Source organism: Pseudomonas sp. GW821-FHT07G06, from assembly GCF_058986625.1.
The window spans coordinates 1-18,976 of sequence record NZ_JBYSVW010000023.1; the positions used below are offsets into that span (position 1 = coordinate 1).

The 18,976-nt window shown below is 57.9% G+C and carries 16 protein-coding genes and 1 pseudogene; 8 read left to right on the forward strand and 9 right to left on the reverse strand.

Annotated features, from left to right (window positions below; all coding sequences use genetic code 11):
- The first annotated feature begins 144 nt into the window (after positions 1–144).
- From AC3WJW_RS27325 to AC3WJW_RS27340, 4 genes are all read left to right on the forward strand, one after another.
- Positions 145–1,641, forward strand: a complete 1,497-nt coding sequence (locus tag AC3WJW_RS27325) for a helix-turn-helix transcriptional regulator (protein ID WP_493728152.1) — start codon at positions 145–147, stop codon at positions 1,639–1,641.
- A gap of 178 nt (positions 1,642–1,819) precedes the next feature.
- Positions 1,820–2,071 (forward strand): DUF1652 domain-containing protein, encoded by a 252-nt coding sequence (locus AC3WJW_RS27330; protein ID WP_493728153.1) that lies wholly within the window; start codon positions 1,820–1,822, stop codon positions 2,069–2,071.
- A 467-nt stretch (positions 2,072–2,538) separates the two neighbouring features.
- The gene (locus tag AC3WJW_RS27335) at positions 2,539–2,631 is read left to right on the forward strand and encodes a hypothetical protein (protein WP_493728154.1); all 93 of its coding nucleotides are present in this window, start codon (positions 2,539–2,541) and stop codon (positions 2,629–2,631) included.
- A 216-nt stretch (positions 2,632–2,847) separates the two neighbouring features.
- On the forward strand, positions 2,848–3,849 hold the full coding sequence (locus tag AC3WJW_RS27340; RefSeq protein ID WP_493728155.1) for a hypothetical protein: 1,002 nt from the start codon (positions 2,848–2,850) through the stop codon (positions 3,847–3,849).
- A gap of 63 nt (positions 3,850–3,912) precedes the next feature.
- On the opposite strand, the pseudogene AC3WJW_RS27345 reads toward AC3WJW_RS27340, so the two are convergent.
- Positions 3,913–4,062 (reverse strand): annotated as a pseudogene (locus AC3WJW_RS27345) (SDR family oxidoreductase); the annotation flags it as partial.
- Positions 4,063–4,198: 136 nt separating this feature from the next.
- Here AC3WJW_RS27345 and AC3WJW_RS27350 point away from each other — a divergent pair.
- Positions 4,199–5,872 (forward strand): hypothetical protein, encoded by a 1,674-nt coding sequence (locus AC3WJW_RS27350; protein WP_493728156.1) that lies wholly within the window; start codon positions 4,199–4,201, stop codon positions 5,870–5,872.
- 268 nt (positions 5,873–6,140) lie between these two features.
- On the opposite strand, the gene AC3WJW_RS27355 is transcribed toward AC3WJW_RS27350, so the two are convergent.
- The 5 genes from AC3WJW_RS27355 to AC3WJW_RS27375 all read right to left on the reverse strand — a co-directional run bounded on the left by AC3WJW_RS27355 (position 6,141) and on the right by AC3WJW_RS27375 (position 10,593).
- Entirely contained in the window at positions 6,141–6,908 is a 768-nt protein-coding gene (locus AC3WJW_RS27355) for an SDR family oxidoreductase (RefSeq protein WP_007976320.1), read from the reverse strand.
- 136 nt (positions 6,909–7,044) lie between these two features.
- Positions 7,045–8,112, reverse strand: a complete 1,068-nt coding sequence (locus AC3WJW_RS27360; protein ID WP_493728157.1) for a phosphotransferase family protein — start codon at positions 8,110–8,112, stop codon at positions 7,045–7,047.
- A 144-nt stretch (positions 8,113–8,256) separates the two neighbouring features.
- Entirely contained in the window at positions 8,257–9,222 is a 966-nt protein-coding gene (locus tag AC3WJW_RS27365; protein ID WP_493728158.1) for a 2-hydroxyacid dehydrogenase, read from the reverse strand.
- A 370-nt stretch (positions 9,223–9,592) separates the two neighbouring features.
- Complete coding sequence (locus AC3WJW_RS27370) at positions 9,593–10,180, reverse strand: TetR/AcrR family transcriptional regulator (RefSeq protein WP_493728159.1); 588 nt, start codon at positions 10,178–10,180, stop codon at positions 9,593–9,595.
- A gap of 29 nt (positions 10,181–10,209) precedes the next feature.
- The gene (locus AC3WJW_RS27375) at positions 10,210–10,593 is read right to left on the reverse strand and encodes a tautomerase family protein (RefSeq protein WP_493728160.1); all 384 of its coding nucleotides are present in this window, start codon (positions 10,591–10,593) and stop codon (positions 10,210–10,212) included.
- Positions 10,594–10,954: 361 nt separating this feature from the next.
- Between AC3WJW_RS27375 and AC3WJW_RS27380 the strand changes: the two genes are divergently transcribed.
- The gene (locus AC3WJW_RS27380) at positions 10,955–12,235 is read left to right on the forward strand and encodes a serine/threonine transporter (RefSeq protein ID WP_102674538.1); all 1,281 of its coding nucleotides are present in this window, start codon (positions 10,955–10,957) and stop codon (positions 12,233–12,235) included.
- Between the two features lie 195 nt (positions 12,236–12,430).
- Here AC3WJW_RS27380 and AC3WJW_RS27385 read toward each other — a convergent pair whose 3' ends face one another.
- Together AC3WJW_RS27385 and acnB are read right to left on the reverse strand one after the other, a co-directional pair.
- Entirely contained in the window at positions 12,431–13,270 is an 840-nt protein-coding gene (locus tag AC3WJW_RS27385) for a hypothetical protein (RefSeq protein ID WP_493728161.1), read from the reverse strand.
- Between the two features lie 222 nt (positions 13,271–13,492).
- A complete protein-coding gene (gene acnB, locus AC3WJW_RS27390; RefSeq protein WP_493728199.1) occupies positions 13,493–16,093 on the reverse strand; it encodes a bifunctional aconitate hydratase 2/2-methylisocitrate dehydratase in 2,601 nt (866 codons plus the stop codon).
- Between the two features lie 454 nt (positions 16,094–16,547).
- On the opposite strand from acnB, the gene AC3WJW_RS27395 reads away from it, so the two are divergent.
- Positions 16,548–17,018, forward strand: a complete 471-nt coding sequence (locus AC3WJW_RS27395; RefSeq protein WP_218504125.1) for a DUF1289 domain-containing protein — start codon at positions 16,548–16,550, stop codon at positions 17,016–17,018.
- 83 nt (positions 17,019–17,101) lie between these two features.
- On the opposite strand, the gene AC3WJW_RS27400 is transcribed toward AC3WJW_RS27395, so the two are convergent.
- The gene (locus AC3WJW_RS27400) at positions 17,102–17,965 is read right to left on the reverse strand and encodes a universal stress protein (RefSeq protein WP_493728162.1); all 864 of its coding nucleotides are present in this window, start codon (positions 17,963–17,965) and stop codon (positions 17,102–17,104) included.
- A 163-nt stretch (positions 17,966–18,128) separates the two neighbouring features.
- Here AC3WJW_RS27400 and AC3WJW_RS27405 point away from each other — a divergent pair, with 163 nt between their 5' ends.
- Positions 18,129–18,737 (forward strand): MiaE family protein, encoded by a 609-nt coding sequence (locus AC3WJW_RS27405; protein ID WP_493728163.1) that lies wholly within the window; start codon positions 18,129–18,131, stop codon positions 18,735–18,737.
- Positions 18,738–18,976 lie beyond the last annotated feature (239 nt).

Below are 18,976 nucleotides of genomic sequence, written 5' to 3' on the forward strand. Positions count from 1 at the left end.
CCCCCCCCCCCCCCCCCCCCCCCCCCCCCCCCCCCCCCCCCCCCCCCCCCCCCCCCCCCCCCCCCGCTCCCACAGGGTTTCTTTGCACTATTGCAAGCCCGGGCGGTCGTATTCTCACAGGGTCGCCATTCTTGTGGAGATGCAATGAGCCAGGACGTCCTGAGCACTGAAACCAATCGTCGCCAGTTGCAGCAGATCATCGCCGGTCTGTCCGACGGGGTGATTCTGCTCGACCCCGACCAGAGCATCCTGTGGGCCAACGAGGCGGCACTGGCCATGCACGGTGTTTCGCAAGTCAGTGACCTGGGTGCCACGGCCGCGGCGTATGCGAAACGTTTCGCCTTGCGCTATCGCAACAAGCACGGGGTGGCAGTCGAGAGCTACCCGATCAGCCGGGTCGCGCGGGGCGAAACGTTCAGCGATGTGCTGGTGGAAGTGACGCCAGCGGCGGACGAAGCGCGTACCTGGGTCCATCGCGTGCGCAGCTTGGTATTGGCTGACAGCCGTGGCGACCCGGAATCTCTGGTGTTGATCATGGACGATGTCACCGAGTGGGCCAGCGCCGAGCAGCGTTTTGAAAAAACTTTCGCGGCCAATCCGGCACCGGCGGTGATTTGTCGGCTCAGTGATTTGCGCTACATCAAGGTCAACCCGGGGTTCCTCGAAATGACCGGCTATGCCCGTGACCAGGTGATCGGCACTTCGACCTATGAGCTGGACGTGCTGGACCAGGCCGAGCACAAGGAACTGGCCAGGCAGCGTCTGTGCGAAGGGGCGACCATTCCCCAGATGCAGGCCGAGTTGCGCCTGGCCGACGGTGGCAGCAAGCAAGTGATCGTGGCCGGCCAGCCGCTGGAGCTCAACGACGAAGCCTGCATGCTGTTTTCCTTTGTCGACATGGAGCCCCGGCACAAGGCTGAAATCGCCCTGCGCCAAAGCGAAGAACGTTTCGCCAAGGCCTTTCGCCTGTCGCCGGTGCCGATACTGGTATGCGGCGCGGCGGATCAGTTGGTGCTGGATGTCAACGAAGCGTTCTTGGATGCCCTGGGTTATTCCGGTGAAGAGGTGCGCGGGATCGGCATAACGCAGATCGACTTCTTCGAAGACCGGCACGCACGTATCCAGCTGTTCGCCGCCCTGGAAAAAACCGGCAGCCTGGACCGCATCGATGTGCGTGTGCGCAGAAAAGACGCCGGGCTGATCGATTGCACAGTGTCGGCGGACACCGTGAACATTCAGGACACACCCTGTTATCTGCTGGTGTTGATGGACATCACCGAGCGCAAGCGCACCGAGCTGGAGCTGGTGGCGGCCATCGAGGAAGTGATGAAGGACGCCTCCTGGTTCAGCCGTACGCTGATCGAAAAACTGGCCAACGTAAAAAGCGTGAATTCGCCGAAGTTGCCCAGTGCGGCCTTCACCGAGCTGACCGCCCGTGAGCGCGATGTGCTGGGCCTGATTTGCGAAGGCCTGGCCGACAAGGAAATCGCCGCGCGCCTGAAGCTGGCGCCGAACACGGTGCGCAACCATGTGGCTGCGGTGTATTCCAAGCTCGCTATACACAGTCGCAGCGAGGCGATTGTCTGGGCGCGGGAGCGGGGACTGTTCTCCAGCGAGTGGCGGCCCAAGGGGCAGCGTTAAGGTGCAATTGCACTAAGGCGCAGGGTGCAAATTCATGTGTCGACCCGCTGTGATGGCTCTTAGGCTGGTGATGCAGCAGGCGACTTGAAGTCACCTGCGCGCGCCCTGCGTAAACCGCCAACAGGAATAGCCCCATGAGCCCGTTACACCCTGCATCAAGCCGCCAGGGCCCCTCGCAATGATTACGCTGGCGCAGCTGAGGATGCTGATCGAACGCAGTTTTTCACCCTTGGCCTGTGAGTGCAGTATCACCGGCGACCACTGGCTGACCGTGAAGCTCTATCACCCGGTGTCGGGTCAGGTGGACCTGGTGGTCAGTGGCCTGAACATGAGCACGCTGCAAACAGCAGAATCGGTCGCCTCGCTGGTCGAAGAATTGCGCTATGAACTGCAGTGCAATTCCCTGCAACGCCCTGACCCGGTGATGTAAGAACTGCCAGCTTTTACTGGCATTGGCCACTGGCTGGGCTATAAGTGATTCGCAGATATTTATTTTTGTGACAGGTGTATGGATTTTGCGCGCCGGTTTTGTTGTCACAAAAATGTGTCGATCACTTATCGCGGGTCAACCTATGAAAACTCTTGGGAAACGCGTTATCTCACCTTTGTCGCTGGCATTGTGCGTAGCGATTCTCGGCGGCTGTTCCAGCCCGCCACCCCCTCCAGCGGTCACGCCACCCCCACCTGTACGCACCTGCCAGGCCATGGATAAAACCGATGTACTGGGCGATGTGCGGGCTGAAAACGGCGAGGTGACCCGAGTCACCACCACGACTCGCTGTGTTACGCAGTAAACCCGGGCGCGGCTTTCGTTGAACCCCCTGTGTCGAGAGCACCGTACTGATCGCCGACCTTGCCCGCACGGCGGTATTCGCCATTGAAGGGGCGATCAGCACGATGCGCAGCAACCTCGACCTGCCCGGGGTGATGGTGATTGCCTTCATCGTCGCCTTGGGCGACGGGGTGATCTGGAACTCTGACCGGCGCTAGAGCCTCCCGATGCCGTGGCCGACTCGATGCCTCTCTGGCGAGTTACAGCTCCAACCCGGTCACTTCAAGAAACTTGAATGATTTGTAGGCTGTCAGCCGTTTTTATCGCAATTTGTTCTAATTGGTCTAGCATTTGTGGCAGTTTTCGGTATATCGATTTTTCCTGATAGTTCGCGCACTGTTTTTTATGTCCATCGCTGAAAAGGAAATGTTGTCATGACCGACGAACTAAAAGCCGTAACCGTTGCGCCAAGCCCTTGGGAACAAGCCACATTATTGATCAACGGCAAGAAAGTGGAATGGGGGGCGGAACCCGTTTTGCTCCGCGGGCAGGAAAACGTTGTAGAGGTGGAGGCCCCACCCGAAGTCGCCAAGGCACTCAACCTGGGGCTGCCTCAGAATGGCGGTTTGAACATCGTTGCATCGCCAAATTTTGACGATTGGGTTGATCCCGTCAACCGCAAGTTCAATTGGAAGATTACACCGGAGGCTGGCAAGAGCGGTCGTATCACCCTGGTTTTTTTCAGCAGGGAAGTGGAGGAAACGTGGGAGCACCGAAGCCTGGTGATTTCGAGTAACTTGGCTGATGAAGTTGATGTAAAAATTGATGATAAAGATGCTTCAGATGCTCATATCGCTTTTCTTAGAACGAATCGTCGCAACATTAAATTGGTGGCAAAACAAAATAGTCCAGTAGTTGGGCTTGCATTCATTATGCGGTATGAAGTTTTAGGTGAGCAACTCCCTGAGACGGTCGAAAGTGTTCCAGCTATTGGTGATGAGACATTTGATCTTGAGTGGAATGTTGGCTGTGTTGCTGCTGGACGTGGTTTTTTCAGGTTGGAGTTGTACTGTCCGATTCTTGAAAATTCAATTTATATTGGGTGTAAACAAATTGATGTTAACTATAGTGTGGCTGGCAAGAAAGTTGAAATGATTGATGGTGTTGGTCAGGCGGATATTGGGGATTGGGGTAAGCATATTTTTTTAGTTAGTGTGTCTCCAGAAATGGAAGGAGATACTGTTGCGGTTGAAGGCGGTGGGTTTTTAAACGTTCGGCCGACGCCTCCATTTAGTTACACTGTTGGTCCCGGTTCAATGGTGAGTAGAATGGATATAGCAAAGAATTTGCACCCCTGGTCGAGTAAGTTTATGTTTAAGTTTTCAGGTGTTGGCGACCATGTTGATGTCATCAATATCCATATCAGAGACAGATAGATGTGAGTTTGCCTTGTATGAGAAAGGCAGCTACCGCTGCCTTTTTTTCATCAAACTATCGAATCAGGACAAGAACCCACCGTCCACATTCAACGCAACTCCTGTCGTGTAACTCGAAGCATCACTCGCCAAATACAGCGCCGCCCCCGCCATCTCACTCGGGTCCGCCACGCGCTTCAACGGAATCTGCTGCAGCGCTGTATTCAAGATCGCCTACGCAAATTTAGAGTTTTATAGCGTTTTTTTCTATATATACTGTCATTTATGACAGTTATAAACTTGTCGAGTTTTCCTGATAGTTAACGGACCCTGTTTTTTAGTGTCCCCTACTGAGAAGGAATGCGTCGTCATGACCAGCAAATTAAAAACTGCAACCGCCGAATTGAACCCTTGGGAAAAAGCCACGTTGTCGATCAACGGTAATAAAGTGGAATGGGGTATGGCACCTGTTTTGCTTCGCGGGCAGGAAAACGTTGTAACAGTGGAGGCCCCGTCCGACGTCGCCGAGGAACTCAACGTGGGGCTGCCTCAGAATGGCGGTTTGAACATCGTTGCATCGCCGGATTTTGGCGACTGGAATGTTGGCGACGGGGTTGATCCCGACAACCGCAAGTTCGAATGGAAGATTACGCCGGACGCTGGCAAGAGCGGTCGTATTACCCTGGAGTTTTTCAGCAGGGAAGTGGATGAGACGTGGGAGCATCGAAGCCTGGTGATTTCAAGCAACCTGGCTGATGAGGTGGAGGTCAAGATTGGAGGGCAAAGCGTTCCTCCCGGTGGCAGCGTATTCTTCAGGGGCCAAGCTAAAGAGGTGGAGTTGATCCCGAAGTCCGGCAGCCCAATCGCGGGGTACCCGATAGCGCTGGAACGTACGGCCACCAGTCCGCTTCTGCCGACTGATTTGAGCAGTGCACCGGCATTTGATGCACCTCAACCAACCCATAAATGGCGTGTCACCGGGGCGAACAACAAAAGCGGCATCTTTCAATTGCAGCTGACGGCTCAGGGCATGGCCAGGATTAACGTAACGGCCAATAAGTTGCTATCGAGCAACCTGGCCGATGAAGTCGAGGTCAAGATCGGAGGGCAAAGCGTTCCTGCCGGTGGCAGCGTGTTCTTCAGGGGGCAGGCTAAAGACGTGGAGTTGGTCCCCAAGTCCGGCAGCCCAATCGCGGGGTACCCGATAGCGCTGAAACGTACGGCCACCAGTCCTCTTTTGCCGACTGATCTGAGCAGTGCACCGCCATTTGATGACCCTCAACCAACCCATAAATGGCGTGTCACCGGGGCGAACAACAAAAGCGGCATCTTTCAATTGCAGCTGACTGCTGAGGGCATGACCACACCGATTAACGTAACAGCCAATAAATTGCTGTCGACCAATTTGGCCGATGAGTTCACACCGATGATTAATGCTAGCCCGTTTATTGCCAGTCATCGCACTATTGAAGGACAAGCATTTTATCTTTCACTGCGTCAAAAAAATAGTGTGGCTGGAATTCCTGTCATGTTGGAGTGGGTGAGTGGCACGGGAATAAGTAAGGATAATGTTGTTTCTCATCCGGTTTTTGACTCCAGTACGACGGATCCGAATTGGGAGATTTTCACGAATCGGTCTGGGCCAGCCATCGCCAAGTTACTATTCAGGTCATCATTGACCGGGATTACGGGATCACTGGTGTTACCTGAGATAAATATAAGTACTCGACCGAAGCTGTTTGTCGATGGTGTTCCATATTGGCAAAATGGTATGCCGCAGGTGAAAGTAGGTCATCCTTGTAGAATCCGGTTAGAGGTCGGAGACAGTTTTTTTAAAGGGTTAGATATGAAAGTGCAACGGTCTTTTAACGGGTCAAGTTACGGGGTGCTTACCCCGGATTACGAAGTTTGGAGGGGCCTGGAAAATACGCTGGAATGGACGTTTGTTGCTAATGCTAATGCTGTAGGGGAAAATATCGGGTTCAGTATTTATAGTAATGCTTCACGTTATCCGATTACTGTTACTATTGCTGTGATTAATTAGTAGATGGGTAGGTTGTTATTTTTTTTGGTACGGTTACAGGTTGCTTTGCTGTTAATGGTTGCCGGTATATGCATTATGTGCTTGGGACTTATTTGGGGGTTATGTTGTTGGATAAGCACGAAGTGAATTGTGTGCGGGCTAACTTGCGTTTTTAGGGCTCAAATTTTTCCGAGCAGCTGTCTCGCGCAGAGTATTGGACCGATTAGTGTTGACCGCGAAAGCAGAAAGGTAGCCAGACGGCTACCTTTTTTCTATCCAAACTACCCAGTCATGAAAGGAACCCACCATCCACATTCAACGAAACCCCAGTCGTATAACTGGAAGCATCACTCGCCAGATACAGCACCGCCCCCGCCATCTCACTCGGATCCGCCACTCGCTTCAACGGGATCTGCTGCAGCGCAGTGTTCAAGATCGCCTCATTCTTCACCAGCGCCGAAGCAAACTTGGTGTCGGTCAACCCCGGCAGCAGGGCATTGCAACGGATCCCGAACTGCGCGCATTCCTTGGCGAACACCTTGGTCATGTTGATCACCGCGGCCTTGGTCACCGAGTAGATGCCCTGGAAAATTCCCGGCGAAACGCCGTTGATCGAGGCGACGTTGATGATGCTGCCACCGCCGTTTTCGCGCATCAGCTTGCCGGCTTCGACCGACATGAAGAAGTAGCCGCGAATGTTTACGTCGACGGTTTTCTGGAAGGCGCTGAGGTCGGTGTCCAGGACGTTGCAGAACTGCGGGTTGGTCGCGGCGTTGTTGACCAGAATGTCGAGACGGCCGAACTGTTCCTTGATGCCGGCGAAGACCTGGCTGATCTGTTCCATTTCGCCGATGTGGCAGGCGATGGCGGTGGCTTTGCCGCCGGCGGCGATGATCGCGTCGGCGACGTGTTGGCAGCCTTCAAGCTTGCGGCTGGAGACGATCACGTGGGCGCCTTGCTGGGCCAGCAGTTTGGCGATGGCTTCACCGATGCCACGGCTGGCGCCGGAGACGAAAGCGATCTTGCCGTCGAGGTCGAACAACTGAGTCTTGGACATGGGATTCCCTTATGAAAAGTCTTGTTATCGAGTCAAATGCCGTGTGCGGCCAATGCTGTTCAGTTGAAGTCGGTCAGTGCGCGTTATCGTTCACGATCATCGCGAGCAGGCTCGCTCCCACAGGGATCGCGTACGGTCACAGGCTGGATTTCTGAATGACCTGCAGGCTCATCTGCTCCAGCAGCTTGTTCATGTGAATGAACTGGGCGAAGCGTTTGTCCTGGGTCTGGCCGTGGTAGAAGCGGTAGTAGATCTGCTGCACGATGCCGGCCAGGCGGAACAGGCCGTAGGTGTAGTAGAAGTCGAAATTGTCGATCTGGATGCCCGAGCGTTGGGCGTAGTAATCGACGAACTCGCGGCGGGTCAACATGCCCGGCGCGTGGCTTGGCTGGCGGCGCATCATCTGCACCGGTGCCGGATCATCGGCTTCGATCCAGTAGGCGAGGGTGTTGCCCAGGTCCATCAGCGGATCGCCCAGGGTGGTCAGCTCCCAGTCGAGCACGCCGATGATCTGCATCGGGTTGGCCGGGTCGAGGATGACGTTGTCGAAGCGGTAGTCGTTGTGCACGATGCTGGAGGTCGGGTGGTCGGCCGGCATCTTGTCGTTGAGCCAGGCTTTCACCGTTTGCCATTGTGGCGCATCGGGGGTCAGGGCCTTCTCGTAGCGATCGCTCCAGCCTTTGATCTGGCGCGCCACGTAGCCTTCGGGTTTGCCGAGGTCACCCAGGCCGTAGGCGTTGTAGTCGACCTGGTGCAGTTCGACGAACTTGTCGATGAAGCTCTTGCACAGGGCTTCGGTTTTCGCCGAATCCAGCCCCAGCTCCGGCGGCAGGTCGGAGCGCAGGATGATGCCGTTGACCCGTTCCATCACGTAGAACTCGGCACCGATCACCGATTCGTCAGTGCAGTGCACGTAGGCTTTCGGGCAGTACGGAAATCCGTCGCGCAGTTGATTGAGGATGCGGAATTCACGGCCCATGTCGTGAGCCGACTTGGCCTTGTGGCCAAAGGGCGGGCGACGCAGGACGAATTCCTGTTCGGGGTATTCCAGCAAGTAGGTGAGGTTTGAAGCGCCGCCCGGAAACTGGCTGATCGTCGGCAAACCGCTGAGCCCCGGAATATGGGCCTTGAGGTATGGATCGATCAGGCTGGCATCGAGCTCTTCGCCGGTGCGGATACGGGTGGACTGGTCAGTAAGCGCCATGCTTATCCCTTCTGCTTATTCTGGAGGCCTGAAACTATTGGCTAATCTAATGCGCACACACCGCACCCACAACCGCGATCGGCTCTTATAGGTGAGCGTGTTGCCGGCCAATCATTGTTTTTGATACAGCTGTTTGAATTGCCATCAATGAACGACCCGGCTCATGGCTGGCGGCAAGTCGATCGGCGTCAGCACCGGTTGGCTGGAGAAAAACGCCACGAGGTTCTGGCCCACCAGTTCGACGGTGCCCTGGGTGGCTTCCGGGGACAGTCCGGCGACATGGGGCGTGAGGATCACGTTGCTCAGGGGCTTGAGCGCATCCGGCACCTTCGGTTCGGCGTCGAACACATCCAGCGCGGCGCCGGCGATCCGGCGTTGCTCCAGGGCGGTGATCAGGTCGGCGGTGGCAATCACGCTGGCCCGGGCGATGTTGACGATAAAGCCCTTGGGGCCCAAGGCGTCGAGCACCTGGCGATTGATCAGGTGCTTGGTGCCCAGGCCGCCGGGCGTGGCGATGATCAGGAAGTCCGAGGCGCGCGCCAGTTCGGTCGGGGTCGAGCAGAACGTGTAGGGCACATCGCTGCGACGTTGACGGTTGTGATAGCAGATGCTCATGTCGAAGCCGGCACCGGCACGTTTGGCGATGGCCATGCCGACCGCGCCGAGGCCGAGGATGCCCAGGCGTTTGCCGGCGAGGGAAGGGCGCATGATCTTCGGCCACTCGCCGCGCCGAACGGCGGCATCACAGCGGGGCACGTCGCGGACCAGCGACAGCAGCAGCGCCATGGCATGGTCGGCGACGGACGAGGCGTTGACCCCGGCACCATTGGTGACGGTGATGCCCCGGTCGGCGGCGGCCTGCAGGTCGACGTGTTCATAGCCGGCGCCGATCACGCAGATGATCTTGAGTTTGGGCAGCGCGGCGATTTCATCGGCATACAGCCCCAATGGTCCGCGGGTCAGGACGGCGTCGATCTGCCCGGCGTGGCGGGCGATGGCTTCGGCACGCTCGGCGGGCGTCGGGGCCAGGATCAGGTGGAAGCCCTGATGTTCGAGGATAGGCAGGTAATCATTGATGGTTTCAACCAGTACCAGAACGGTTACAGGCATGCTTGGCTCCCTGTGGGCATCGAAAAGTCGGCTCGAACGTCGCTTGAGATTGCTGATTTCAGGATAGCTTGGCAACCGCCGGCGATCGCGGCCTGCGCCATTTCATGCACAGCTGCGTGTGTAGGAACTGGCGAAGCCTGCGATGGTCGTTAACGATAACGCGTGTGAACCGGATAAACGCGGCGCGCTGGAGTCCATCGCCAGCAAGCTGGCTCCTACAGTTTCAGCGTGGGCGCGGTCCCTTGTGGGAGCTGGCTTGCCTGCGATGGTCGTTAACGATAACGCGGGTGAACTGGATGAACGCGGCGTACTTGAGTCAATCGCCAGCAGGAGGGTTCCTGCAGTTTCCCGGGATTGCGTGAAGAACTTTTTATTTCGAAGCCGCGAGTGCTGCCCGGGCAGCCTCGAGGATCTCATCCGAAAGTGGATCGCCGCGGGTCGCCCGGGACAACATCAGCGCGCCGAACATCAGCGAATACTGCACCAGCGCCTGCTGCCGTTTGTCGGCTTCGTCTTCGGTGTCGAGCAGTGAGCCCAGGGAGGCGAGCAGGTTGTTCAGGCCCTGCAGATAGGTTTGACGCAAACCGCTCTCGGCGGCCTCGTGGCACATGTCCCCGGCAAAGGCCACCACCGGGCAGCTGTCACCCGGATTGTCCCGGCTTTCGCTGGACAGGTACGTTCCGATCACGGCGCGACGTGCGGTGTCCTTGCTCTCCTGATCGGCCACCCGTGCCTGCCAGCGTTGCGCAGCCTGCTCGAAGGCCCGACCACTGGCTTCTTGCGCCAGGGCTTCGCGGGATTCGAAGTGGCCGTAGAAGCCGCCGTGGGTCAGGCCCGCGGCGGCCATTACATCGACCACGCTGATCCCGTGCAAACCGCGTTCGCGGAACAGCCGCGTGGCGGCGTCGACGATGGTTTCGCGGTTGAGGTCGGCTTGTTTGCGGGAAACACGGGGCATGGGTCACTCTCGGGTCTGGAGGTTGAACATCAGAGGGCGTATTGGGCAATTCCGTTGCCGAACGACCAGTTCTCTTTTTTGACTTCCACCAGATTGATGAATACATCCTCCAGGCGCACGGCCAGCTCTGTGTGGAGGCTTTCGGCGATGGTTTTGTAGAGGCGTTTTTTCTGCTCGACGGTTCGCCCCTCGCTCATGGTGATCTGGATCACCACCAACTGGTCCGTGCGGTCGATACCCAGGTAACCGGGATCAAAGATGAAATGCTGCTCATCGTGTTCGGCGAGTATCTGGAAATTATCATTCTCCGGCACGCCGATGGTGCTGTGCATGGCGGCGTAGATCAGTTGGCCGATGCGTTTGGCGTGGGTGGGGTCCTGATGTTTTTTGATGTCGACGCGAACCAGTGGCATGGGAAGACTCCAGGAGGAATGCAGGTTGTTTAAAAATACATGATGGTAGACCTTTATCAAGTGCGGACTGCTATTTGGCGATGAAGCACAGGTACCCGACAGATCCTTGTGGGAGCGAGCCTGCTCGCGATGGCTGCGGCACATCCGGCATATTCTTAGGCGGACCCACCGCTATCGCGAGCAGGCTCGCTCCCACAAGGGATTTTCGTCAATCTGGTACCACCGTTCCTCACCTAAGTCTTTGCTTCTGTTCACTAATCCTCCAGAATCGCGCCCCTGTTCCAGTCAGGGCGCTGCCTGTCGGGTATTCCGACGCGTTCTGACCGGGTGGCAAGTGACCGGAATGTGGAGATCCCACCGGATGAATGATCAGGCCAATAGCGTCAACAAACGCTATGTAGCAGCAACACCCGCAACGCTTTCGAGCTGGAATCGCCAGGACACCACGTGGATGCTGGGCCTGTTTGGCACGGCGATTGGTGCGGGCACCCTGTTTTTGCCGATCAATGCGGGCCTCGGCGGATTCTGGCCGCTGCTGATCCTGGCGTTGCTGGCGTTCCCGATGACGTTCTACGCGCACCGCGGGCTGACCCGTTTTGTGTTGTCCGGTCGCGAAGGCGCCGACATCACTGAAGTGGTGGAAGAGCATTTCGGCATCAAGGCCGGCGCGCTGATCACTTTGCTGTACTTCTTCGCCATATTCCCGATCCTGCTGATCTACAGCGTGGCCCTGACCAACACCGTGGGCAGCTTCCTCGAGCATCAACTGCACATCACGCCGCCGCCGCGCGCCGTGCTGTCGCTGGTGCTGATCCTCGGCCTGCTGGCGGTGGTGCGTTGCGGCGAGCAACTGATCGTCAAGGCCATGAGCCTGATGGTCTATCCGTTCATCGTCGCCCTGCTGTTCCTGGCGGTGTACCTGGTTCCGCACTGGAACGGCGGCATCCTGACCACCGCCAGCAGCGTGCCGGCACCGTCGGCGCTGTTGCACACCCTGTGGCTGGCGATTCCGGTGATGGTGTTCTCGTTCAACCATTCACCGATCATCTCGGCGTTCGCCGTGGACCAGAAGCGTCGCTACGGCGATCACGCCGAGGAGCGCAGCTCGCAGATCCTGTCCAGGGCGCACCTGTTGATGGTGGTGATGGTGCTGTTCTTCGTCTTCAGTTGCGTGCTGACCCTGTCGCCAGCGCAACTGGCTGAAGCCAAGGCGCAGAACCTGTCGATCCTGTCGTACCTGGCCAACCACTTCAGCAACCCGACCATCGCCTTCGCGGCGCCGTTGATTGCCTTCGTGGCCATCTCCAAGTCGTTCCTGGGGCACTACATCGGTGCCAGCGAAGGTCTCAAGGGGCTGATCGTCAAGAGCGGCAAGCGTCCGTCCGCCAAGGCCCTGGACCGCATGACCGCCGCGTTCATGCTGGTGGTGTGCTGGATCGTCGCCACGTTGAACCCGAGCATCCTGGGCATGATCGAAACCCTCGGTGGCCCGGTGATCGCGGCGATCCTGTTCCTGATGCCGATGTACGCCATTCGCAAGGTGCCGGCGATGGCACGCTATCGCGGTCAGGCGTCCAACGTCTTCGTGACGGCGGTGGGCCTGGTGGCGATTACTGCGTTGATTTATTCGTTGAGCGCGTAAGATCAAGAGATCGCAGCCTGCGGCAGCTCCTACGGGCTGCAATCTTTTGATTTTCAGCTACAGTGGCCGCTGCACGTGACACGTGCAGCGGTTTTTTTACGCCTGGAGACATTGGGTTGTCGAGCGCCTCATCCCAGCCGAAGGCGGTTAAACCCCTGAGCCAATACGGCAGGCCCAGGTACTAGGTGTTTCAAGTCATTCTTGGTCTAGATCAAGGTGATGGGTACAATCGCGCATCACAGCCGCCTTGCGCCCCAGGTATTGGCTGAAGACTTCCTGCGCAGCGGACTTGACCACCGCGATATCCATGGCATCGACGAACTCCTCTATTGCTGCGACTGCGTGGGCGAAGTGGTTGCTTTCAGTGCCGCCGGTGTGCACGGTTACCCAGGCCACGGTCGCCCGCACTTTATCGGCTGGCATCCCCATGTCGCGCTCGAACCATTGCTTGAACAGCGAGTGGATGAACTCCACTTCACCATGGGTGTAGACCTCGTGAACCAGGGTGGTCAACAGCCCCTGCAACAGGTCGCGGTTACGCAAGCGCTGCGCATCTGTCCAGTCTTTGAATTCCTGCGCCGAAGCCAGGCAGTTTTCTTTTAGCAGCCATTGATCATCGCCGCAGAGCGGCGTAGCCATGTTGTAGAAAAGCTCGGAATGCAGCGTGTTGCCTAGTGCGCCTAAGTCCTCATCCGTGATTCGTTGCAGGCTGCCGCAGACCCGGTAGAGCCGTTGCGCCGTTTCTCCCGTCGGTTCGGAGCGCGCCAGCAGGGTAATCCGGTTGGCCAGGCCGGACACACTGCCGGCCGAGTTGTTGGTTTTTGACCAACTGGCAAAGAATGTACGCAGATACCGTGCACCATGGGGGCGCGAGGTCAGTGTCCGAAAGGAATCTTCGATGTCCGTCAGTGCTGCTTCCTGGCTGCGAAACGAATCGATCAGGGCTTGCTTGAGAACACCGGCAGGCATCAGGTGGAGTACCGGTTCTATCACGTTCAATAACTGGCATTGGGTCGGCATGGTGCTCACGGTCATCTTGTCTTTCCTTGTTGGATGATGAATCACGTGATTTATAAGGTGAATTGACGAAAGGGGCCAATCTCCATTTCTTACCAAATGATGCCCAAGGATGAGGATGATCGACGGCCGTCGACTGCTCTGGCCAAAGCCGATGATTGATTCCACACGAGCCTATCGCAGCCATAAAAAAACGCCGCTCATCTCACGATGGGCGGCGTTTTTCATTGCGTTGCAGCGTTAGGCTTGAACGACCGGGATGTTGGCGTTCGCAGCAGCTTCACGGAACTCGGCGATCTGGTCGAAGGACAGGTAGCGGTAGACATCGGCCGCCATGCTGTCGATCTTGCCAGCGTATTCCATGTACTCCTCGACGGTCGGCAGGCGACCCAGGATGGAAGCCACGGACGCCAGCTCGGCCGAAGCCAGGTAGACGTTCGCGCCGTCACCCAGACGGTTCGGGAAGTTACGGGTCGAAGTCGACACAACGGTCGAGTTCGGCTCTACACGTGCCTGGTTACCCATGCATAGCGAGCAGCCCGGCATTTCCATGCGCGCGCCGGCCTTGCCGTAGATGCCGTAGTAGCCTTCTTCGGTCAGCTGGTGAGCGTCCATCTTGGTCGGCGGCGACAGCCACAGACGGGTTGGCAGCTGACCCTTGACCTGTTCCAGCAACTTGCCGGCAGCGCGGAAGTGACCGATGTTGGTCATGCACGAACCGATGAACACTTCGTCGATCTTCTCGCCAGCAACGCTGGAGAGCAGGCGAGCGTCGTCCGGGTCGTTCGGAGCGCACAGTACAGGCTCCTTGATGTCGGCCAGGTCGATCTCGATGACTTCGGCGTACTCGGCGTCCTTGTCCGCTTCCATCAGCTCAGGGTTGGCCAGCCAGGCTTCCATCGCCTGGGCACGACGCTCCAGGGTACGGGCATCGCCGTAGCCTTCGCCGATCATCCAGCGCAGCAGGGTGATGTTGGACTGCAGGTATTCAGCGATCGACTCTTTGGACAGCTGGATGGTGCAACCGGCAGCCGAACGTTCAGCCGAGGCGTCGGACAGTTCGAACGCTTGCTCGACGGTCAGCTTAGGCAGGCCTTCGATCTCCAGGATGCGACCGGAGAAGGCGTTCTTCTTGCCTTTCTTCTCTACGGTCAGCAGGCCAGCCTGGATCGCGTAGTAAGGAATGGCGTGAACCAAGTCACGCAGGGTGACACCTGGCTGCAGTTCGCCCTTGAAGCGAACCAGGACCGACTCAGGCATGTCCAGTGGCATGACGCCAGTGGCTGCGGCGAACGCGACCAGACCGGAACCGGCCGGGAACGAGATGCCGATCGGGAAACGGGTGTGGGAGTCACCACCGGTACCGACGGTGTCTGGCAGCAGCATGCGGTTCAGCCACGAGTGGATGATGCCGTCGCCCGGACGCAGGGAAACACCGCCGCGGGTCATGATGAAGTCAGGCAGGGTGTGGTGGGTGGTCACGTCGATCGGCTTTGGATAAGCCGCGGTGTGGCAGAAGGACTGCATCACCAGATCGGTCGAGAAGCCCAGGCACGCCAGGTCTTTCAGTTCGTCACGGGTCATTGGACCGGTGGTGTCCTGGGAACCCACGGTGGTCATCTTCGGTTCGCAGTAGGTGCCCGGACGCACGCCGGTCACGCCGCAAGCCTTGCCGACCATTTTCTGCGCCAGGGTGAAACCCTTGGTGCTTTGAGCCGGAGCTTCAGGCTTCTTGAACAGGGTCGAAGGTGGCAGGCCCAGCTCAGTGCGAGCCTTCTCGGTCAGGCCTCGGCCGATGATCAGCGGAATACGGCCGCCGGCACGAACTTCGTCCAACAGGACAGGGGTCTTCATTTCGAAGGTGGTCAGGACTTCGTCGGTGCCGTGTTTGCAGACTTTGCCAGCATGCGGGTACAGGTCGATCACGTCGCCCATGTTCATGTTGGAAACGTCGAATTCGATTGGCAGTGCGCCAGCATCTTCCATAGTGTTGTAGAAGATCGGAGCGATCTTGTTGCCGAAGCAGAAACCGCCGGCACGCTTGTTCGGCACGTAAGGAACGTCGTCGCCGAAGAACCACAGCACCGAGTTGGTCGCCGATTTACGCGAAGAACCGGTACCGACCACGTCGCCGACGTAGGCGATCGGGAAGCCGGCGTTGCGCATTTCTTCGATCTGCTTCATCGGACCGGTGACGCCTTGTGCGTCCGGCACGATGCCGTCGCGCGCCATTTTCAGCATGGCCAGGGCGTGCAGCGGGATGTCCGGGCGGGACCAGGCATCCGGAGCAGGGGACAGGTCGTCGGTGTTGGTTTCGCCGGAGACCTTGAACACGCGCAGGCTGATCTTGTCGGCCAGGGTAGGGCGCTTGACGAACCACTCGCCGTCAGCCCAGGACTGCAGCACGCCTTTGGCGTGAACGTTGCCGTTCTTGGCTTTTTCCGCGACGTCGTGGAAGGCATCGAACATCAGCAGGGTGTGCTTGAGTTCTTCGGCGGCTACTGGCGCCAGTTCGGCGTCGTCCAGCAGGTTCACCAGGGTCACGATGTTGTAGCCGCCCTGCATGGTGCCGAGCAGTTCAACAGCGCGCTTCTTGTCGATCAGGGGGGAGTTGGCTTCGCCTTTGGCGATGGCGGACAGGAAGCCGGCCTTGACATAGGCTGCTTCGTCCACTCCAGGCGGAACGCGATTGGTGATCAGGTCAACGAGGAATGCTTCTTCGCCAGCCGGGGGATTTTTCAGCAGCTCGACCAGGCCTGCAGTTTGTTCGGCGTTTAGCGGCTGGGGAACGATACCCAGTGCTGCGCGCTCTTCGATATGTTTGCGGTAGGCTTCAAGCACAGTTATTACCCTCATCAGTGGTCCCAAATGGGTGTCCGGGACGCTCATCCCGAAATTGCCGTACTCATGCGCTGCATGGCGTTGTGAGCCACTTAGCCAGAATTACCGACAATTCCTTACAGAAGCTGCTTTCAAAGTTTTACGCCTGCAGAACGGGAGCTGATGAGGGTTGGCGTTGGGCTTTTCCCCGCTGGAAAAACCCCTCGCCAACACCGCTCTGAAGGAACGACTGTGCTCGTGACGCTTTGAAAACAGCTTCTAACGGACATTGGCGCCTAAAAAGGCAGGCTGATTCTACGGCAAAAAAAAATTTAAGGTAAGTCAGCTTTTATTGGACTTTGGTGGCGGCCGCTAAACGCCGATTTAGCCATGGCCCTGAACTTTGAGGGGTGATCAATGGTGGACAAAGGTCTAACATGCCGGCCTGTTCTGCTTTTTCGCGTTTTGCCTACCTATGCCCAATCAGACCATCAAGACGCCGTGCGTCGGCCTTTGCTCCACTGTTTACGGTGACCTGGTGTGCCGTGGCTGCAAGCGTTTCCACCACGAAGTCATCCACTGGAACGGTTACAACGAGGAGGAAAAGCGCGCTGTATGGCTGCGTCTTGAGCAATTGCTGTCGCAAGTGATGGCCGCCAAGGTGGAAATTTTCGATCCGGCGCAGCTGCGAATGCAGCTGGAGCAACGCAAGATCCGTTTCGTGCCCCATCAGTCGGAATATTGCTGGGCCTACCAGTTGATCGCCCGGGGCGCGCGGGTGATCAACAACCTGGAAGCCTACGGGATGGTGTTGCTGCCGGAGTTTCGCGACTGGAACCTGCCGGAGTTGCGCGATGCCATTGATCGGGAATTTTTCCTGCTCTCCGAGGCGCATTACCAGCGCTACATTGCGCCGGGGTTCCTGAAAGACGCCTTTGGCGGCTGAAAAGATCGCAGCCTGCGGCAGCTCCTACATTGACGGTGTTTTTCTGTAGGAGCTGCCGCAGGCTGCGATCCTTTGATCTGCCCTCACTGCTTGCCGGCAATTTCCTCAAGATGATCCTCGATCTCCTGCGGCTTGAGCACCAATACGTCACTTTCAACCGAATCGAGCACCACTTCCGCCGTATTGCCGATCAACGCGCCTGACAACCCGCTACGCGCCACGGTGCCGATGACGGTCACGGCCGCCTGCAGCTTGTGCACCATGAACGGAATCAGCACGTCCGCCGGGCCTTCCTCGATGTGCAGGTGATCATCGTCGATGTCGAACTCGGCCTGGAACGACTGGCATTGCTCGCGGTAGCGCGCCTGGATGGTTTCGCTGAGCTGAAACGTCGGGTCGGCCGACGACAGCATCGGTGACGGGTGGGCGCTGATCACGTGCAAACGGGCCTTGGCCAGGGTTGCGATGTCATAGCCATGATCAATGATGGTGTTGTGCAGGTGGCGGTGTTCGAGGTCGGAGTTGCCGACGTCGACAGCCGCCAGGATCACTTTGTCTTTCCATGAGCCAGCGGTTTTCACCAGCAGTACCGGGGAAGGGCATTCGCGCAGCAATTTCCAGTCCTCGGGTGTCAGCAGGGCCTTTTTCAGGGCGCTGTCGGGAAAGTGCTGCTTCACCACAAGACCGCAGCCTTCGGCTTGCTGCACCTCGACGATGGTTTGATGCAGGCTGTGATTCCAGGCCTGCTCGGTGGTGACGCTGAAGCCATCCTCCGTCAAAGCGGCCTTGAGCACACTCAACAGGCTACTGTGATCATGCTTGGGGTCGCACACCAGCAGATGCAACTGTGCCTGGGTCACGCCGGCGATCAGCTTCGCCCGTTTGAGCGCGAGGCTTTCGGAGTGTTCGGGGTCGATGACCACCAGAATGCTGCGTACGGCTTGCATGAGCGCGATCTCCTGAAAATAAAAAAGGCACGGCGTTGCACAACTATAGTTGCTGCCTGCGATTCGGGGACTTGATGCATATCAACGGTTGGCGACTGGTGGTCTGCGGGCAGGCCGGTATAATCGGCGCCCTTCGTTTTGAACCTATTTGTCCGTGAGCCCCATGATCCTTCCCGAAATTCACGAGTTCCTTGGCTGCCGCACCCCCGACGGCTGGGTTCAAGCCGCGCTGGCCGATCAGGAAACCTTGCTGATCGACCACAAGAACTGCGAATTCAAGGCCGCCAGCACCGCGTTGAGCCTGATCGCCAAGTACCATTCCCACGTCGACCTGATCAACATGATGTCGCGCCTGGCCCGGGAAGAACTGGTGCACCATGAGCAGGTCATGCGCCTGATGAAGCGCCGCAAGATTGCCCTGCGCCAACTGTCCGCCGGGCGTTATGCGTCGGGCCTGCGCAAGGTGGTGCGCAGTCATGAGCCGGTGAAGCTGGTGGACACCTTGGTGGTGGGCGCCTTCATCGAGGCCCGCAGTTGCGAGCGTTTCGAAGCGCTGGTGCCGCATCTGGACGAAGAACTGGGCAAGTTCTATTTCGGCCTGCTCAAGAGCGAGGCCCGGCATTTCCAGGGTTACCTTAAACTGGCCTACCAGTATGGCGACGCCAGGGACATCGCCCAGGTGATCGACAGGGTCCGCGCCGCCGAACAGGAACTGATCGAATCCCCGGATGTGGAATTCCGTTTTCATAGCGGTGTACCGGTCGCGGCATAATCAACGCAAACCCGGGAAACTGTAGGAGCCAGCTTGCTGGCGATGGACTCGAGTGCGCCGCGTTCATCCAGTTCACCCGCGTTATCGTTAACGACCATCGCTGGCAAGCCAGCTCCCACAGGGGACGGTGACCTCCAAACCAGTGAATGTCCCCTCCAAAAAAACCGGCCTTTCTGGCTAATGCCGATCAGTTAAGGCCCGGACATTGTGGGAGCGAGCTTGCTCGCGATGGCAGACTG

Coding starts and splice junctions, on each gene's coding strand:
- AC3WJW_RS27335 (WP_493728154.1), top strand. CDS start 2,539: ATGCGCAGCAACCTCGACCTGCCCGGGGTGATGGTGATTGCCTTCATC.
- AC3WJW_RS27400 (WP_493728162.1), bottom strand. CDS start 17,965: ATGCAAGCCGTACGCAGCATTCTGGTGGTCATCGACCCCGAACACTCC.
- AC3WJW_RS27380 (WP_102674538.1), top strand. CDS start 10,955: ATGAATGATCAGGCCAATAGCGTCAACAAACGCTATGTAGCAGCAACA.
- AC3WJW_RS27385 (WP_493728161.1), bottom strand. CDS start 13,270: ATGACCGTGAGCACCATGCCGACCCAATGCCAGTTATTGAACGTGATA.
- AC3WJW_RS27325 (WP_493728152.1), top strand. CDS start 145: ATGAGCCAGGACGTCCTGAGCACTGAAACCAATCGTCGCCAGTTGCAG.
- AC3WJW_RS27340 (WP_493728155.1), top strand. CDS start 2,848: ATGACCGACGAACTAAAAGCCGTAACCGTTGCGCCAAGCCCTTGGGAA.
- AC3WJW_RS27330 (WP_493728153.1), top strand. CDS start 1,820: ATGATTACGCTGGCGCAGCTGAGGATGCTGATCGAACGCAGTTTTTCA.
- AC3WJW_RS27365 (WP_493728158.1), bottom strand. CDS start 9,222: ATGCCTGTAACCGTTCTGGTACTGGTTGAAACCATCAATGATTACCTG.
- AC3WJW_RS27395 (WP_218504125.1), top strand. CDS start 16,548: ATGCCCAATCAGACCATCAAGACGCCGTGCGTCGGCCTTTGCTCCACT.
- AC3WJW_RS27405 (WP_493728163.1), top strand. CDS start 18,129: ATGATCCTTCCCGAAATTCACGAGTTCCTTGGCTGCCGCACCCCCGAC.
- AC3WJW_RS27370 (WP_493728159.1), bottom strand. CDS start 10,180: ATGCCCCGTGTTTCCCGCAAACAAGCCGACCTCAACCGCGAAACCATC.
- AC3WJW_RS27350 (WP_493728156.1), top strand. CDS start 4,199: ATGACCAGCAAATTAAAAACTGCAACCGCCGAATTGAACCCTTGGGAA.
- AC3WJW_RS27360 (WP_493728157.1), bottom strand. CDS start 8,112: ATGGCGCTTACTGACCAGTCCACCCGTATCCGCACCGGCGAAGAGCTC.
- AC3WJW_RS27355 (WP_007976320.1), bottom strand. CDS start 6,908: ATGTCCAAGACTCAGTTGTTCGACCTCGACGGCAAGATCGCTTTCGTC.
- AC3WJW_RS27375 (WP_493728160.1), bottom strand. CDS start 10,593: ATGCCACTGGTTCGCGTCGACATCAAAAAACATCAGGACCCCACCCAC.